The following is a 15,983-nucleotide window of genomic DNA, read 5'->3' on the forward strand; positions in this document are numbered from 1 at the left end:
CACTTTCTGCAGGCTTTTTGTTATTTCCATGCTGAAAAATCAGCTTGAAAAACATTTTAATACATATTACCTTTCTGGAGAAGGGGGCGAAAATGTGAACATAACGATTGAAGAATTACCTGAATCAAGAATTGCTTATTTCCGAAACATCGGAGAGTATGGCGGAAAGCAAAACAAAGAACTGATGGAGTCATTTAAAAACTGGGCGCAATTGAATGGTCTGCTTGATCATTCTGTCATTTTAGGAATTCCGCAAGACCATCCGAATCGTACTCCTAAAGAGAAATGCCGTTATGATGTTTGTCTTGTTATCAATCAAGACCAAGTGCCTGAACCAGCCCGGATCGGTACATTTTCCGGAGGGAAGTACGCTGTCTTCTTGCTTGATCATACAAAAGAGGCAGTCAGTGGATTTTGGAATACTGTTTTTTCTGAGATCGAAAAAAATAATTTATCAATCAGAGAACAGCCCATTATCGAAAGGTATACTTTACAAAAGGTGAATCATCATTTGTGTGAAATATTGATTCCCATACAGTAAAGAAGACGGGAATTTTCCGCCTTCTGCTTATACTGATTCAGATCAAAAATGATGTGATGATGAACTGAGCAAAGAATAAAATCAACAATAGAAATAGAATTTCCAGAACGCTCTTCAGGCTGTCGGAACATTTCCGGCAGCCTGTTTCACAGAAAGGTATTTTCTGCAAAAAACTTTCTGAAGGATAAGAATGCGGTTATTCATCTGTTCATACAATGAAGCAAATGGGTTTTCGAGGTGGAAAGATATGGGGAGCTATTTAATCAAACCGGAGCTTGACGCAAATTATCCGTCAGTCAGTCATGGAAATGGATCATATGTGTATGATCAGGAGGGGAACAAGTATCTTGACGGAGCATCGGGGGCGGTCACTTGCAATATCGGCCACGGCACGGAGGATATTATACAAGCTTTAAAAGAGCAGCTTGACTCCGTTTCGTTTGTGTACCGCTCGCAATTCACCAGTACTCCGGCAGAAGAACTGGCTTTATTTCTGGCCGATCATCTGCCGGGCGGGCTGAATTGGTCATTTTTTGTAAACAGCGGCTCAGAGGCAGTCGAAACAGCGATGAAAATGGCCGTTCAATATTGGCAGGAAAAAGGGCAATACCAAAAATCCGTCTTCCTATCAAGATGGGGCAGTTACCACGGCATTACTTTGGGAGCGCTTTCATTATCGGGGTTCTACGAACGGAGATATCGCTTCACCCAGCTGCTCGAACGGTTTCCGGCCGTTTCAGCACCTAATATGTATCGTTCTGAGCTGCAGGGAGAGGAATTTGTGAAAGCTGCGGCGGCTGAACTGGAAACGGCTGTTCAGCGGATCGGTTCCTCATTTATCGCGGGATTTGTCGCAGAACCGATTGTCGGAGCAGCCGGAGCAGCCATCACTCCGCCGGCAGGTTATTATGAAGCGCTTGAGGAGGTCTGCCGCCGGCACGGTATTTTGTTTATCGCGGATGAAGTCATGACGGGGCTCGGGAGAACAGGGCGGATGCTTGCTTCTGAGCATTGGGGGATCGCACCTGATATCGCGGTGCTCGGAAAAGGGTTAGGCGCCGGTTACGCTCCGATAGCGGCAGCCGTTGCGTCTGATGACATCATTGAAACGATCAAGCGGGGCTCCGGGGTCATTATGAGCGGGCATACGTACAGTGCCAACCCATACTGTGCAAGAGCGGCGCTTGAAGTGCTTCGCTATGTTAAGAAACACGAGCTGCTTCGGCAGTCAGAGGAAAAAGGCGTAATGCTGAAGCGGAAATTAGAAGAAATCAAAGAGCGCAGCGGGGTGATCGGGGATGTCCGCGGTAAAGGCCTCCTGATCGGGGTTGAATTCGTTAAGGATAAAACGACGAAGGACGTTTTTTCGAAAAAACAGGCCTTCACCGAAAAAATCATTAAAGCGGCAAAAAAACGAGGCCTGCTTATCTATCCTGCAAAGCCCGGCATTGACAGCGGAGAAGGAGACGCCGTCATCATCGCCCCGCCGTTCACGATTTCATATGCCGAGCTGGATGAGCTGTCAGATCTATTTTCCCAGGCCGCAGAAGAAGTTGAAAAAATGATGAAGAAGGACTGAGCTGATATGTCTATTTTTCATAAAAAAATCGATATTCATGAAGCAATTGCCGGTGTCAAGGACGAATCTGTCATTATGTTCGGCGGTTTTGGGGGAGTGGGTTCACCTCCGTCATTAATCGAAGCGATTTTGGAGAGCGGCGTTAAAGAGCTGACCGTCATCTGCAATGATGCCGGATTTCCGGAAATCGGCATCGGCCCGCTTATCGTTCATAAGCGGGTAAAAAGGCTGATTGCTTCCCATATCGGCTCAAATCCTGTCGCGGGCAGACAAATGACTGACGGAGCGCTTGAGGTGGAATTTTCGCCGCAAGGGACGCTTGCTGAACGGATTCGCGCAGGCGGAGCGGGGCTAGGCGGTATTTTAACTGATATCGGCATTGATAACGCAACCGTTTGTGAAAACAAAGAAACCGTAACGATTGACAGGAAGTCCTATTTAGTTGAAAAAGCGCTGACGGCTGATTTCGCTTTTGTGTCCGCACATACTGCTGATGAATTCGGGAATCTGACGTTTGACAAAACGGCGCGCAACATGAACCCTCTGATGGCTGCGGCGGCCGAAAGAACATTTGCTGAGGCGGCAGAGATTGTGCCTGCCGGCGAACTTGACAGCGAGCATATTGTAACGCCGGGCGTTTTCGTGGAGGGTGTCGTGCAAAGTGAAGGAGTGAAGTGGAGATGGGCTTGGGAATAGCGGAAAGAGAGAGTATCGCGAGGCGGGCCGCCAGTGAAATTACCTCAGGTATGATTGTCAACCTGGGGATCGGCATTCCTTCTTTAGTGCCGAACTTTTTGCCGGCCGGCATGGAGGTAATGCTGCAGGCGGAAAACGGCGTCCTTGGGATCGGCGGCAGTCCGGAGCGCGGAGAGGAGGATGAGCTTTTATGCAATGCGGCCGGGTTTCCTGTCAGTACAGTTAAGGGTGCTTCCTATTTTGATTCAGCTCTGTCTTTTGCCATGATCAGAAAAGGGCTGATAGATATTACCATTTTAGGCGCGCTCCAAGTCAGCAGGACAGGTGATCTCGCCAATTGGCTCGTGCCGGGGAAAAAAGTGCCAGGAATGGGCGGGGCGATGGAGCTTGCCCAAGGCGCGAAAAAAGTGGTTGTCGTCATGAGCCACACCGATCAGAAAGGCCGGCCGAAGCTGGTCGAAAGCTGTTCATTGCCGCTTACAGCAGCGGGCTGTGCAGATCTCATCATTACAGAGAAAGCCGTCATTAGCATAGATGATGGGGCTTTTGTTCTTGAGGAACTGCTGAATGGCACGACCATAGACGATGTCATTCAAACAACGGATGCCGAAATCAGATTGGGAGAATGTTTTCTTAAAAGGGGGTCTGTCCATGGATCAATTAGAAAAGAAAGTCACTGAGTGGGCGGAAGAAAACACAGCAAAAGCGGTAAGCCTGCTGAAACGGCTGATCGGGGAAAAAAGCACATTCGGCCATGAATTTAACGCACAGGCAGTCGTTTTAGAAAAACTGAGACAGTTCGACATGGATATTGATGTATGGGAGCCGAGTGTCAAACATTTGAAAGAGCATGCTTATTTTGTATCGGAACGCGAAGACTTCCATGAAAGCCCGAATATCACAGCCGTAAAGAAAGGGGCCGGGGGCGGAAGATCACTGATACTGAACGGACATATTGATGTTGTCCCGGAAGGAAATCCCGCCGCATGGACGTATGAACCGTTTAACGCTGTTGAAAAGGACGGCAAAGTTTACGGCCGCGGTTCAACGGATATGAAAGGCGGCAATACAGCCCTCTTGTTTGCGTTAGAAGCGCTTGAAGCCTGCGGGATTACATTAAAAGGAGATGTTCTGTTTCAAAGTGTCGTAGATGAAGAGTGCGGCGGCGCGGGAACACTGGCGGCTGTTATGAGGGGCTACAAGGCTGACGGGGCGCTTATTCCCGAACCGACTAATTTAAAGCTGTTTGTTAAGCAGCAAGGGTCTATGTGGTTCCGCATTACGGTAAGGGGATTGTCCGCACACGGCGGCACCCGCTATGAAGGGGTGAGCGCCATTGAAAAAAGCCTGCATGTCATCACAGCCATTAAAGAGCTTGAACACGTCCGCAACGCCCGTATCACAGACCCGCTTTATCGGGACGTTCCGATTCCGGTTCCCATTAATATCGGCATCGTCCAAGGGGGAACGTGGCCATCATCGGTAGCTGACCGTGTGGTGATAGAAGGCAGGTGCGGAATAGCTCCGGATGAAACGCCCGAAGCAGTAAAAGAAGAGCTGGCAAGCTGGCTGAAAGATTTGGAGTACCGGGATGAATGGTTTAAACACCACCCGGCGGAAATAGAATGGTTTGGGGCTCAGTGGCTTCCGAATGATCTCCCGGATGAGCATCCGCTGATTTCCGCTCTGGAATCTTCTTTTGAGAAAATGAAAGGGGCAAAACCGGTTCGAGAAGCGTCCCCGTGGGGAACGGACGGAGGGCTTTTGCAGCACGCGGGACAGACGCCGGTCATCGTCTTCGGTCCTGGAGAAGTCAAGGCGGCGCATCAGGCGAATGAATACATTGAAATCCGGGCGTTAATCGATGCCGTCAAAATCATTTCTCTTTTTATCATGGAATGGTGCGGGGTGGCAGATGGGGGTGACGGAGCTGATAAAGGAACTGAGGGCTGAAAAGGGAGCGGCCGAGATTGATGCAGACCGTTTCAATGAGCGGCTCAGAGTCATTCGTTATGACGGGCAGATTACGGCGCTTATTCCGGCCGTTTTGGCAGAAGCAAAGCAAGAAGGAGCCCAAAAGGTAATTTTCTTTGCCAAGCGCGGCGATGAGCCGGAATTTGTCAAGCATCTTTTTATTGTTGAGGGTGTCATAGACGGGTATTACAACGGGCATGAGGCTGTTGTGATGGTGCGCTATTTAGCAGAGGAACGGAGACGGTCAGATTCATATGTATCAGAAGATTCGACTGTTGACCGTTTATATGAGACACCGCGGCGGGGACTGACTCAGACAGAGAGCACGCTGATGTTCAGAAAAGCGGACGAAGATGATGCAGACCGTTTAACGCACTTATATAAACATGTTTTTCTTACCTATCCGACTCCTGTCTTTAATACCCTTTATATTAAAAAAACAATGAGAGAAAACACCATCTATTATGCCGCATTCGATCAGGATCGTCTCATTGGGGCGGCAAGCGCAGATATCAATCCGGTATTGGGGCACGCTGAAATGACCGATTGCGCGGTTCTGTCAGATTACAGGGGGAACTCCGTAACGGCAAACCTGTTTAAAGCGTTGGAGCAGGAACTCGCGGGCCGGGGAATCATCCATCTTTTTTCCTTGGCCCGTGCAGCGTCTTACGGGATGAATGCCGTTTTGTACCATGCGGGATACGGCTACAGAGGCAGGCTTGTGAACAACTGCCGCATTTCAGAAGGGCTCGAAAATATGAATATATGGTGCAAGACTTTACGTTTGGCCATTCATAAGGAGGAATTCGTTTGACAAACAAATGGTTTCAGCCGAAGCGTCATTGGAAGGAGATTGAATTGTGGAAAGATGTGCCGGAAGAAAAGTGGAATGATTGGCTGTGGCAGCTCACCCATACTGTAAGAACCGTCGATGACCTGAAAAAAGTCATTCATTTGACCGAAGAGGAAGAAGAGGGCGTCAGGATGTCTGTAAAGACCATTCCCCTGAACATTACGCCTTATTATGCTTCTTTAATGGATCCCGATAACCCGAGATGCCCGATCCGCATGCAGTCCGTTCCGCTGTCAGAAGAAATGCACAAAACGAAATATGACCTTGAAGATCCGCTGTTTGAAGATGAAGATTCACCGGTTCCCGGTCTTACGCACCGCTATCCCGACCGCGTTCTTTTTCTGGTGACAAATCAATGCTCGATGTATTGCCGATATTGCACCAGAAGGCGTTTTTCCGGACAGATCGGAATGGGGGTGCCGAAAAAACAGCTTGATGCGGCCATCGCTTATATCCGGGAGACGCCGGAAATCCGTGACTGCCTGATTTCCGGCGGAGACGGGCTTTTAATCAACGATCAGATACTGGAATATATTTTGAAAAACCTGCGCGACATTCCCCACCTTGAAATTATCCGGATCGGAACGAGAGCGCCCGTCGTATTTCCGCAGCGGATAACGGATAACCTTTGTCATATTTTGGAAAAATATCATCCGGTCTGGCTGAACACTCATTTTAATACGAGCATCGAACTGACGGAAGAATCGGTTGCGGCGTGTGAAAAGCTCGTTAACGCAGGTGTTCCGGTCGGAAACCAAGCCGTTATTTTAGCAGGGATTAACGATTCGGTGCCGATTATGAAAAAACTCATGCATGATTTAGTGAAAATCCGCGTGCGTCCGTATTATATTTATCAATGTGATTTGTCAGAGGGAATCGGCCATTTCAGAGCGCCTGTGTCAAAAGGGCTGGAAATCATTGAAGGACTGAGGGGCCACACAACGGGCTTTGCCGTGCCGACCTTTGTCGTCGACGCCCCGGGCGGAGGCGGTAAAATCGCCCTGCAGCCGAACTACTTGCTCTCCCAAAGTCCGGAGAAAGTTGTGATCAGAAACTTCGAAGGGGTGATTACATCTTATCCCGAGCCGGAAAACTATATCCCGAATCAAGCCGACGACTATTTTGAATCTGTTTTTCCGGGAACGATGGCCAAACACGAGCCGGTCGGACTGAGCGCCATTTTCGCGGACAAAGAGGTTTCGTTCACACCGGAAAATGTATCGAGGATCGACAGGAGGAAAACGTTTACATCAAACCCTGATCATGAAACGCTGAAAGACCGCAGGGAAAAGAGAGATGAATTGAAAGAAAAGAAATTTATTGCACAGCAAAAGAAAGAGCAAAAAGCAGGATCGGAAGTCGGAGGTGAGTCGCCGTGAAGCCATGCGAGTGGTGCGGCAATCAGAAGGCGTCAGCTTGTCAGGCGGCTGTGTACTGGGAGCTTCCTGACGGTACGAGGGCCATAGAAATTACAGAAACACCTACATTCGCCTGTTCCTCCTGCGGCATGACTTATCAGGAGGAAGCGGTCATAGCGGAAATCGAAAATCAGCTTTTTTTAGTCGACGCAAAAAAATTACCGGAAACACTCACATATCAAGAGCTGATGGAGACAGAACGGATCTTGAAACGGAATTATTTTGACTTCTCCTAGTCTTCTTTTGTTGTAATTTCACACTTGAATTGTATAATAGTACAACAAAAGACAGTCATCAGGAGGGGAAACCCATGAAATCCTTTTATCACTATTTGATGAAATACAGGCATCCCAAGCCGCAGGACGCAATCAGCCGGTTTGCGAATCAGGCATACGAAGATCACGGCTTTCCGAAAACGTCAAGCGATTATCACGAGCTCAGTTCTTATTTAGAACTGAGCGCCGACTATTTAGAAACGATGGCGACATTTGATGAAGCTTGGGAAAAATATGAGACCGAGGTGCATCACGCCTGAAGAAAAACCGCACATTGTGTGGTTTTTTTCTGTTGAAATCACTCGCTTATGAGGTGCCGTATGATCAAATCCCGCAACGCGTCCGTTTTGATCAGCACGTAAACAAATCTTCCTGACGGCACGTATCATAAGGCAGTAGAATGTATAGCTGCAGAGTTCACCGGATCAGCCTGCTGCCGGCGGGTCCCGTGTAAGGAGCCTCTTTTCACGGAGAAATAATCAAACATTTAAATGAAGTGAGGGGAATCAAATGATCCATTAGGTAAGACTGATGAGGCACTGACGTTTGGACGGAAAAGGGGATTTTATGTGACAAGGTTGAAGCGGATTGAAGTTGTGGCTTCATTGAAAGCCGAGTGCCTTCGGGCCGGGTATTTACCTTTGCGTCATACAAAAACTCATAAAAAATAGAAGCTTTTTGTTTCAGCATTGTTACTGCTCAGTCGATCGAGAGCGGAATGTCATCAGACGCTTCTGTTACGGTAAGTGAAAAAACGCACAAGCATATTGCGGTTTTTGACATTTTGAACAGGTGCAGAAATAGATATTTCCTGTGGTTTTCATGCCCATGCGAAATTATGGCGGCCGGCATACGATAGCGTATGACAGTCCGCGGCAAGGGGGAGACAGCATGAAGCCAGATAAACCGAAATTTCAAGTGGGAGACATCGTGGTCGTCGTGATGTACGGAACCGTCGGCACCATTACGAAGGTTCATCAAATTGATAAACATTATCTTTACGAAGTCAATCATAATGAAGTGCTTTATTTTGAATCGTCCATCCAGCTTTATAAAGATTATGAGGGCGTGATCGTCGATATGGAGAAATTGGATATTGAATATGAATTTCTGATCGGCGACGTCGTATATGTAAAGGACTACGGAAAGGAATTATTCCGTGTCATCGGCCACAGAACTGAAATATGGAGATATTTAGAGGATGGCTGGGAGGATATTATTTATGAGCTGACTCGGCTGAAAGACGGAGAGTGGCTTGAAACGGAGGAAGAGGATCTCACGCTGGTTCTGAGAAAATATGAAATGGATCAGTTTGTGCATCAGCTGCTGTTTGTCCACTATGTTGGGGAAGCATCTCATGAGATCGGCGAGGATACCGTCGCGTCTGCTCTTCTTCAGTTTGAAGGCGATGCTGATGATCCCGATGCCCTGCATGTGCTGGCGGTATCGATTGTAGATGAGCTGCTTGATATTTATAACGATTATAAGATTCTTTATCATTTGTTCGGTGACGAAGAATATAAAGATATGATGAATTTTGTGCTGGAAAGCCTGCGGGAGCATTTCAGCTAGCCGGCAAAAAAACGGACGGTGACATATAAAAACCAGGGCAGACAGCCGGCAAAGATTACAAACGACATTCCTTTCAGCACTTTTTCCAATACGATATCAAATCCATCTCCGTCCAATAAAGCCATCATTTTCGTCATCATCTTTTCTCCCTCCGGGGCTTGTTTTTTAAAAGTATATGAGCGGACAAAACGTTTAGAACTTTCGGGTATAATTTGAACGGTTTTTTCATAAAACATAAAAAAGGAGGCGGTGTTTGCATGAAAGAAATAGATCTTGTGATTGACACAGAAGAAATAGCTGATTATTTTTACAGTCAGCTTGCTATGCGCGGGTACATACCGAGTGAAGAGGAAATCTTCGAAATAGCCGACATCACCTTTGATTATTTATTAGAAAAATGTATGATAGACGAAGAGCTTGATGAAGACTGAAACTGCGGAACCGAAGTGAAAAAGCTTCGGTTTTTTCAATCAGCTCGGGAGAATGAAACATGGGGGGAAAACGTTGTACAAGCCAGCAAGTCTTTTCGCATTGTTTATTCTGCTCGCAGCAGCGATCCGGATAGAAGCCGTCCGGGTTTTTGATGAGCGTGTGATAGAAGCGGCTGTCAGGATCAGGGCTGCCTGGCTGAATGAATTGATGTTATGGATAACGGAGCTCGGCACGACCGCGGTGCTTTTGCCGCTTCTTCTTTTGACAGGCGCGGCTCTGTATATGTACAAAAAAACGCCGGATGTTGTTTTTTTGCCGCTTCTCTTTCTCATTGAACGGATTGTAAACATAAAAATAAAAGAATTGATTGAAAGAGCCAGACCCGCTTTTGAACCGCTCGTCCATGAAACCTCATACAGTTTTCCGAGCGGCCACTCCATGAATTCGGCAGTGGTGTATCCCGTCATCGCTTACTTTTTGATCAAGCATGTTCCGTTTTTTACGAAAAGAAAGCGGGCTGTCACCGTCTTTACCGGAGTTCTCGTCATTCTGATCGGACTCAGCAGAATTTATTTGGGCGCGCATTTTCCGACGGATGTCCTTGCCGGATTCAGTCTCGGACTTTGCCTCGTTTCGATTTTTGCGCTCTTTGACGAAAAGTATCATCCGTTTCGACAAAAATAGAGACAGGAGAAATGAGAAAAAACGCTAATACTATTAAGAAATAAGAGGGAGGGATCTTGATGCTGTTATCGCTGCCCGTGTTTAAAAAAAAGACTTGTGCCTATGATGTGACGATTTTTCAAACACCCCGCTACGGCGAGAAAAAGGGATACAGGGTCGTCTATCGGACAGAGTTGGCCGCTGACAATCATCAAGACGCACTGGAAAGGGCATTTTCTGTTTTTAATGTGCCTGATACGGTCCCAAACGACTATCAAGCCAGATTCATAGCGACCGGAGATGTCATACTCATAGACGAAGGAAGAAAAGGAAAGACCTATTACAGGCTTAACCCTGCGGGATGGAGCAAAATTAACCGGCTGCTCGTCCAGCCGAGGTAAGACGGGGCCGGCTGAATCTTCAGCCGGCTTCCGTATTGTCTGGGAAAGACAGTGTTAAGGCTTCCGTTTAGCGGCGGAATGCTCTTTTCCATGCGCTTCATCAGCTGCAATGACGTCTGAAACGGGCACGTGATTGTTCTTTTTCTGGCCGGTCACCCGGTTGCGCTGTTTTTTGCCCATTATGTTCACTCCTTTTTCTTTAGGCTTGTCATCCCGCATATTCTGCCCAAGATCGCCCTGATCATGCTGATGATTGTCTCTTACCGTTATTCAGTGTACAATGGGTGGGAGTTTGAATAGGCAGGAGGAAAAGGAAATGAGTGTACATATAAACGCAGAAAAAGGCCAAATTGCGGATACAGTGCTTTTGCCGGGAGACCCGCTCCGAGCGAAATTTATTGCGGAAACTTATCTTGAAAATGTGGAATGCTATAATGAAGTCAGAGGAATGTACGGATTTACAGGTACATATAACGGCAAAAAAGTATCAGTCCAAGGCACCGGCATGGGTGTTCCGTCTATCTCTATTTATGTGAATGAACTGATTCAAAGCTATGATGTTCAAAACTTAATCAGAGTCGGCTCATGCGGAGCCATCCGTAATGACGTGAAGGTGCGTGACGTGATTTTGGCTATGACGTCTTCAACGGATTCACAGATGAACCGTGTCGCCTTCGGCAGTGTAGATTATGCTCCTTGCGCAGACTTCGAACTGCTTCATAAAGCGTACCAGGAAGCGCAAAAAAACAATCTTCCCGTAGCGGTCGGAAGCGTATTCACCGCCGATCAGTTTTACAATGAAGACTCCCAAATCGAAAAGCTTGCCAGATACGGCGTTCTCGGCGTAGAGATGGAAACGACTGCTTTATATACGCTTGCCGCTAAATACGGAAAAAAAGCGCTGTCTATCCTGACTGTAAGCGATCACGTATTAACGGGAGAAGAAACAACGGCAGAAGAGCGTCAAACGACTTTTCATGATATGATTAAACTGGCGCTGCATACTGTATCGTAAACTTGAGATGAGGGTTATGCTGATTAAAGCAGCCCTCTTCTTTATGCATCGCCCTGATTCAAAAAAAGAAAGGTAAGTGTAAAATGAAGAAATCCACTAAATGGTTTTCGCTCGCTGCCGCTCTCAGCGTAACCGCAATCGTGGGAACCGGCTGCAGCATTTCAGGCGGCGACAGCCACAAGGACACAAAAACAGCAGCTGAAACAAAACAATCAGATGACACATCAAGCAAAAAAACAACGAAGGCAGAAAACAGCGATTTTGTATTGGAGAGCAAATATTTTAATGATATTAAAGAAGTGAACGGGCTTGAGACCATTCAAAACCCGACAAATACACTTGCGCTCGTGAATAAGACATACACGCTGCCGGGAGATTATAAACCGAATGATCTCGTGATCCCGAAAGTCGAATTTTCTTTTACTGAGAAAATCGAGAAACGATATATCCGCAAACCTGCCGCCGATGCTTTGGCGGAACTATTCAGCGCCGGGAAAAAAGAAGGTTATGACCTGGTTGCCGTTTCAGGATACCGCTCTTATGACAGACAGAAAGTTATTTTCGATAATGAAGTCAGTCTGAAAGGTGAAAAAAAGGCGAAAGAAGCCGTCGCATATCCAGGACAAAGCGAACACCAGACGGGGCTGGCCATGGACATTTCCAGCAAAAGCAACGGATATGAGCTGAATGAAGCGTTCGGAAACACGGCAGACGGCAAATGGGTGAAAGACCATGCGTATGAATACGGCTTTATCATCCGCTATCCTAAAGGCAAAGAAAATGTCACAAAGTATGAGTATGAACCATGGCATTTACGCTATGTAGGCAAAAAAGCGGCAAAAGCCATCCATGACCATCAATTAACGCTTGAAGAATATTTTAATGAAGTAAAGAAAGTGTAATAAGAAGAAGCCCGCTTGAAAAATAGAAAGCGGGCTTTCTTTATTACCAGAAGAGTAAACCTCCAAGCGCAAATCCGGTAATGAAACCAAGGCCGATACCGTAGGCTGCTCCCCAGCCTCCCCAGCCTCCCCAATAGCCGAACCCGTATCCTCTGTGACGGCCGCCGACAGGGGCGATATACACTTTGCTGTTAGTCACCCGTACGATTCTTCCGACGTGGACTCTGCCGTTTCGTTCTGTAATTCTTGCTACTTTTCCCTGGTGCTGCCGGCAAAGATGATAATAGTTTTGCATCTTTTCTCCTCCTATCCAACCTATCTTTCTATGTCAGCTTATGATAGAGTGCGGTAAAAAGGTTGGACGAAAACAGGAGGACAATTGCCGTTTTACTTGTAAGCGACAAAAGCGCAGTGTCCCATATATTCACGGTACGTCTGCATAAGCTCGTAATGAGCCGTCAGCGTATCGTAGTGAACCGGCTGAATAACGGGCGATAAATCCATTTCTGTAGTCGGCTCCTGCGCATTGTTTTCATAGACAGCGGGAATGAAATCCGCTTTCTGAAAGCCTTGCTGAAGCAATCTCTGTTTCCATGCCGTTTCATCCTGCAATACGGTAAAACCGTAGAAGTCTTTTATTTGCGTGATGGCGTTTTCCGGCATGGGCTTTTGTAAAGCAGCTTCAATGCCGATCAGCATACCCCCGGGTTTAAGGACCCGCAGGATTTCAGACAGCGATGAATCAAGGTTTGAAAAGGTGAGAACTGATTCGGAAAGAACGGCGGAAAATTGATTTTCAGCAAACGGAAGCCGCTCAAGCTCCGCCAAATAGCCCGGAATGGTTAAGCCTTCAGCGGCAAATCGTTTTGCTGCTTTTTCAAGCATAAGGGGATCCTTATCAACACAGGTGACGGGGTACAGCAGGTGGCCGAGATAAGCGGCCGTCTGTCCCGTTCCGCAGCCGGCGTCAAGAATCGGTTCGCCAGGAGGAGGAGCCGCTTTTGTGAGAACGGCTTTGGAAAAAGCGAGCCCGCCGGGGTGAGCCCCTCCGACTCCGAATAAGGACAGCATTTCTAAATATTTGCTCAAAGGCCGAATCCTCCTTTTTTCCTCAGCATATGTTGAGAGAAAAGCATAGGTTTGGGTAAACGGGAAAGAAGGGCGCCTCACGTTTGAAGTTGACGAATGAGCGTTCGTCTATGATAATAATGTAAGAATAAAAAGGTGGTGTTTTCTTGAAGCGGCAATTTAAACTGTTTTTTATTATATTGATCACTGCGGTCGCAGCCTCGGCGCTTACGCTGTTTATCACGGGCAATACGACCATTTTCGGACAAGGCTCGGCTGCTTTGACGAACAGCAAATTTGAGAAATTCAATAAAGCCTACGAGCAGATTAAAAGTGATTACTATCAAAAAACAGATGACAGCAAATTAGTAGACGGAGCGATAAAAGGCATGATCAGTTCCCTGGATGATCCATATTCTTCTTATATGGACCCGCAGGAAGGAAAGTCTTTTGAAGAAACAATTTCCGCTTCGTTTGAAGGCATCGGCGCACAAGTGGAAGAAAAGGACGGAAGCATCCTGATCGTATCGCCGATTAAAGGGTCACCCGCGGAAAAAGCGGGGGTTAAACCGAATGACCAGATCTTGAAGGTCAACGGCAAAAGCGTTAAAGGCCTTAATGTAAACGAAGCCGTCGCATTAATCCGCGGCAAAAAGGGAACAAACGTCAAGCTTGTGCTGCACAGAGCGGGTGTCGGCGATCTGAACCTGTCGATCAAACGTGACACCATCCCGGTTGAAACGGTGTACTCTGAAATGAAAAAAGGAGACATCGGCGAAATTCAAATCACATCCTTCTCCGAATCGACGGCAAAAGAGCTGAATTCAGCCATTGACAGCCTCGAAAAACAAGGAGCGAAAGGATACATTCTCGATTTAAGGGGCAACCCGGGCGGACTGATGGATGAAGCCATCAAAATGAGCAACATGTTTATCGATAAAGGGAAAAATATCATGCAGGTCGAATACAAAGACGGCACGAAAGAGGTCATGAAAGCGACGAAAGAGCGCAAAGTGACAAAACCGACAGTCGTCCTTGTCAATGACGGCACCGCGAGCGCCGCGGAAATCATGTCGGCTGCGCTGCATGAATCATCGGGCATTCCGCTGATCGGCGAAAAAACGTTCGGAAAAGGAACCGTGCAGACGGCAAAAGATTACAGCGACGGTTCTACCGTTAAACTGACAATCGCTAAATGGCTCACAGCGGACGGAGAGTGGATTCATAAAAAAGGCATCAAACCGCAATATCAGGTTAAGCTTCCTGAATATGCGAACCTGCCGTATTTAGATGCGAAAAAAACATACAAATACGGGGATTCCGGAACCACCGTCACCAATGCGCAAAAAATGCTGAAAGCGCTGGGGTACAGCGTGAAAGTAAACGGCACGTATGATAAAGCATTTGAACAAGCCGTTAAACAATTCCAAGCAAAAGAGAAACTGAAACAAACAGGCATTGTAACGGGAGACACAACGGCAAAATTGATGACGGATCTGCAAAAACAGCTTGCGGACAACGATACACAAATGAAAAAAGCCGTTGAAACATTAAATAAGAATATGAAATAGTAAAAAACACCCGATGCGCCGCTCACGCATTGGGTGTTTTCTGTTTGCGAAAAGCCCGTCTTATGTCGTTTCCTGTTCAAAAAGGTGGCTGTTCGCCTGAATGAAAAACTGTGATTGCTCATAGTGATAGGTGACTTTAGAGTAGTCAAACGGCTGGCCGTTGGTTAAATGAAAAATCGTTTCAACGCAAAGCTTAGGCGCTCCTGTAAACAGACCTAAGTACTCCGCTTCTTCCTCATTTAACATCCCCGCGTACAGATATAAATCTGAAAAACCGCGCTTTAACCCGAGACCTTCTCGAATATAATCAAATATTGATTCTGCCACGATCTCTTTATTCAAATACGTAATAATCGATTTGTTATAAAATGACTCTTCGATACACAATGTCAGCCCGTCAATATATCGGATTCGCTTGACATAATACACGTCGCCGTCAGGCGGCATATTCAGATTTTGGGCAGCCTCAGGCGTGGGTTTTCTCACTTCCAGCGCTAATAATTTGGAAGTGACATTAAAATCTTCAAGTGATTCTTTAAATCCCTGATTAGAAAGCAGACTGATATACCCTTTTCTTTTATTCCGTCTGACAAAAATGCCGCTTCCCCTCACTTGAAACACAATCCCCTTTTTTTCTAATAAATCTAAGGACTTGGTGATCGTGCTTTTGCTCACGTTAAACCGGGTCATTAAGGTTTGCAGCACAGGCAGTTTATCCCCTTGCTGCAGCTGATGTTCTTCTATGTATTTTTCAATATCTATCGCGATTTGCTGGTATTTTAACATATACATTCCTCATTCATTTATTGTCCCGCTTCTTTCAGAATTATAGCATAATCGTTTTTAAAAGCCATTTCGTAAATTAACTATAATTGTTTATGTATTGATAAATTATACCGGTACAATTATAATATAAACGTATAATATGAAAATAAAGGCAGGATTTCTTCTACACTTGCGAAGCGGATGCTTGAAGCGGCTGCAGTGCATTTATTCGGCATGCAAGCGGCAATCAAATAAAGG

General features: G+C 46.5%; 21 protein-coding genes. 16 read left to right on the top strand and 5 right to left on the bottom strand.

Annotated elements, in window-relative coordinates; translation table 11 throughout:
• Nucleotides 1-94: 94 nt before the first annotated feature.
• The 10 genes from OQ477_RS04470 (at nucleotide 95) to OQ477_RS04515 (ending at nucleotide 8,908) form a co-directional block, all read left to right on the top strand.
• A complete protein-coding gene (locus tag OQ477_RS04470; RefSeq protein ID WP_265971551.1) occupies nucleotides 95-541 on the top strand; it encodes an AraC family transcriptional regulator in 447 nt (148 codons plus the stop codon).
• Between the two features lie 247 nt (nucleotides 542-788).
• A complete protein-coding gene (locus OQ477_RS04475) occupies nucleotides 789-2,120 on the top strand; it encodes an aspartate aminotransferase family protein (protein ID WP_082998641.1) in 1,332 nt (443 codons plus the stop codon).
• A gap of 6 nt (nucleotides 2,121-2,126) precedes the next feature.
• Complete coding sequence (locus OQ477_RS04480) at nucleotides 2,127-2,816, top strand: CoA transferase subunit A (protein WP_265971552.1); 690 nt, start codon at nucleotides 2,127-2,129, stop codon at nucleotides 2,814-2,816.
• Entirely contained in the window at nucleotides 2,801-3,496 is a 696-nt protein-coding gene (locus OQ477_RS04485; RefSeq protein ID WP_007612023.1) for a 3-oxoacid CoA-transferase subunit B, read from the top strand. The genes OQ477_RS04480 and OQ477_RS04485 overlap by 16 nt, the downstream gene beginning before the upstream one ends.
• Nucleotides 3,462-4,769, top strand: coding sequence for a peptidase (locus OQ477_RS04490; RefSeq protein ID WP_265972421.1), 1,308 nt, complete (start codon nucleotides 3,462-3,464; stop codon nucleotides 4,767-4,769). The genes OQ477_RS04485 and OQ477_RS04490 overlap by 35 nt, the downstream gene beginning before the upstream one ends.
• Entirely contained in the window at nucleotides 4,732-5,604 is an 873-nt protein-coding gene (ablB, locus tag OQ477_RS04495) for a putative beta-lysine N-acetyltransferase (RefSeq protein WP_265971554.1), read from the top strand. The genes OQ477_RS04490 and ablB overlap by 38 nt, the downstream gene beginning before the upstream one ends.
• Nucleotides 5,601-7,022 carry a lysine 2,3-aminomutase gene (ablA, locus tag OQ477_RS04500; RefSeq protein WP_265971555.1) on the top strand — a complete coding sequence of 474 codons (1,422 nt, stop codon included), beginning with the start codon at nucleotides 5,601-5,603 and terminating at the stop codon, nucleotides 7,020-7,022. The genes ablB and ablA overlap by 4 nt, the downstream gene beginning before the upstream one ends.
• Entirely contained in the window at nucleotides 7,019-7,297 is a 279-nt protein-coding gene (locus OQ477_RS04505) for a YokU family protein (RefSeq protein WP_044802198.1), read from the top strand. The genes ablA and OQ477_RS04505 overlap by 4 nt, the downstream gene beginning before the upstream one ends.
• 74 nt (nucleotides 7,298-7,371) lie before the next feature.
• The gene (locus tag OQ477_RS04510) at nucleotides 7,372-7,596 is read left to right on the top strand and encodes a YozE family protein (RefSeq protein WP_003153684.1); all 225 of its coding nucleotides are present in this window, start codon (nucleotides 7,372-7,374) and stop codon (nucleotides 7,594-7,596) included.
• A gap of 631 nt (nucleotides 7,597-8,227) precedes the next feature.
• Nucleotides 8,228-8,908: a hypothetical protein gene (locus OQ477_RS04515; protein WP_003153690.1), complete on the top strand. Its 681-nt coding sequence runs from the start codon at nucleotides 8,228-8,230 to the stop codon at nucleotides 8,906-8,908.
• Here the strand turns inward: OQ477_RS04515 and OQ477_RS04520 are convergent.
• Nucleotides 8,905-9,048, bottom strand: a complete 144-nt coding sequence (locus OQ477_RS04520) for a hypothetical protein (protein ID WP_012117771.1) — start codon at nucleotides 9,046-9,048, stop codon at nucleotides 8,905-8,907. The genes OQ477_RS04515 and OQ477_RS04520 overlap by 4 nt on opposite strands.
• A 117-nt stretch (nucleotides 9,049-9,165) precedes the next feature.
• Here OQ477_RS04520 and OQ477_RS04525 point away from each other — a divergent pair, with 117 nt between their 5' ends.
• The 3 genes from OQ477_RS04525 to OQ477_RS04535 all read left to right on the top strand — a co-directional run bounded on the left by OQ477_RS04525 (nucleotide 9,166) and on the right by OQ477_RS04535 (nucleotide 10,404).
• On the top strand, nucleotides 9,166-9,339 hold the full coding sequence (locus tag OQ477_RS04525) for a YozD family protein (protein ID WP_003153696.1): 174 nt from the start codon (nucleotides 9,166-9,168) through the stop codon (nucleotides 9,337-9,339).
• 73 nt (nucleotides 9,340-9,412) lie between these two features.
• A complete protein-coding gene (locus OQ477_RS04530) occupies nucleotides 9,413-10,024 on the top strand; it encodes a phosphatase PAP2 family protein (protein ID WP_265971556.1) in 612 nt (203 codons plus the stop codon).
• A 59-nt stretch (nucleotides 10,025-10,083) separates the two neighbouring features.
• Nucleotides 10,084-10,404, top strand: coding sequence for a YodL domain-containing protein (locus OQ477_RS04535; RefSeq protein ID WP_003153700.1), 321 nt, complete (start codon nucleotides 10,084-10,086; stop codon nucleotides 10,402-10,404).
• A 54-nt stretch (nucleotides 10,405-10,458) separates the two neighbouring features.
• On the opposite strand, the gene OQ477_RS04540 is transcribed toward OQ477_RS04535, so the two are convergent.
• Nucleotides 10,459-10,584 (bottom strand): hypothetical protein, encoded by a 126-nt coding sequence (locus tag OQ477_RS04540; RefSeq protein ID WP_003153701.1) that lies wholly within the window; start codon nucleotides 10,582-10,584, stop codon nucleotides 10,459-10,461.
• Between the two features lie 136 nt (nucleotides 10,585-10,720).
• Here OQ477_RS04540 and deoD point away from each other — a divergent pair, with 136 nt between their 5' ends.
• On the top strand, nucleotides 10,721-11,419 hold the full coding sequence (deoD, locus tag OQ477_RS04545; protein WP_003153702.1) for a purine-nucleoside phosphorylase: 699 nt from the start codon (nucleotides 10,721-10,723) through the stop codon (nucleotides 11,417-11,419).
• 83 nt (nucleotides 11,420-11,502) lie between these two features.
• Nucleotides 11,503-12,321: a M15 family metallopeptidase gene (locus OQ477_RS04550; protein WP_007407945.1), complete on the top strand. Its 819-nt coding sequence runs from the start codon at nucleotides 11,503-11,505 to the stop codon at nucleotides 12,319-12,321.
• A 43-nt stretch (nucleotides 12,322-12,364) separates the two neighbouring features.
• Here OQ477_RS04550 and OQ477_RS04555 read toward each other — a convergent pair whose 3' ends face one another.
• Nucleotides 12,365-12,616 carry a hypothetical protein gene (locus tag OQ477_RS04555; protein ID WP_007407946.1) on the bottom strand — a complete coding sequence of 84 codons (252 nt, stop codon included), beginning with the start codon at nucleotides 12,614-12,616 and terminating at the stop codon, nucleotides 12,365-12,367.
• A 92-nt stretch (nucleotides 12,617-12,708) separates the two neighbouring features.
• Complete coding sequence (locus tag OQ477_RS04560) at nucleotides 12,709-13,410, bottom strand: class I SAM-dependent methyltransferase (RefSeq protein WP_007407947.1); 702 nt, start codon at nucleotides 13,408-13,410, stop codon at nucleotides 12,709-12,711.
• A 146-nt stretch (nucleotides 13,411-13,556) separates the two neighbouring features.
• On the opposite strand from OQ477_RS04560, the gene OQ477_RS04565 reads away from it, so the two are divergent.
• Nucleotides 13,557-14,960, top strand: coding sequence for a S41 family peptidase (locus OQ477_RS04565; protein WP_007612009.1), 1,404 nt, complete (start codon nucleotides 13,557-13,559; stop codon nucleotides 14,958-14,960).
• 60 nt (nucleotides 14,961-15,020) lie between these two features.
• On the opposite strand, the gene OQ477_RS04570 is transcribed toward OQ477_RS04565, so the two are convergent.
• Nucleotides 15,021-15,746 carry a GntR family transcriptional regulator gene (locus OQ477_RS04570; RefSeq protein ID WP_014418133.1) on the bottom strand — a complete coding sequence of 242 codons (726 nt, stop codon included), beginning with the start codon at nucleotides 15,744-15,746 and terminating at the stop codon, nucleotides 15,021-15,023.
• Between the last annotated feature and the right edge of the window lie 237 nt (nucleotides 15,747-15,983).

It is taken from the genome of Bacillus sp. ChL18, assembly GCF_026241425.1.
Lineage (GTDB): Bacteria > Bacillota > Bacilli > Bacillales > Bacillaceae > Bacillus > Bacillus velezensis.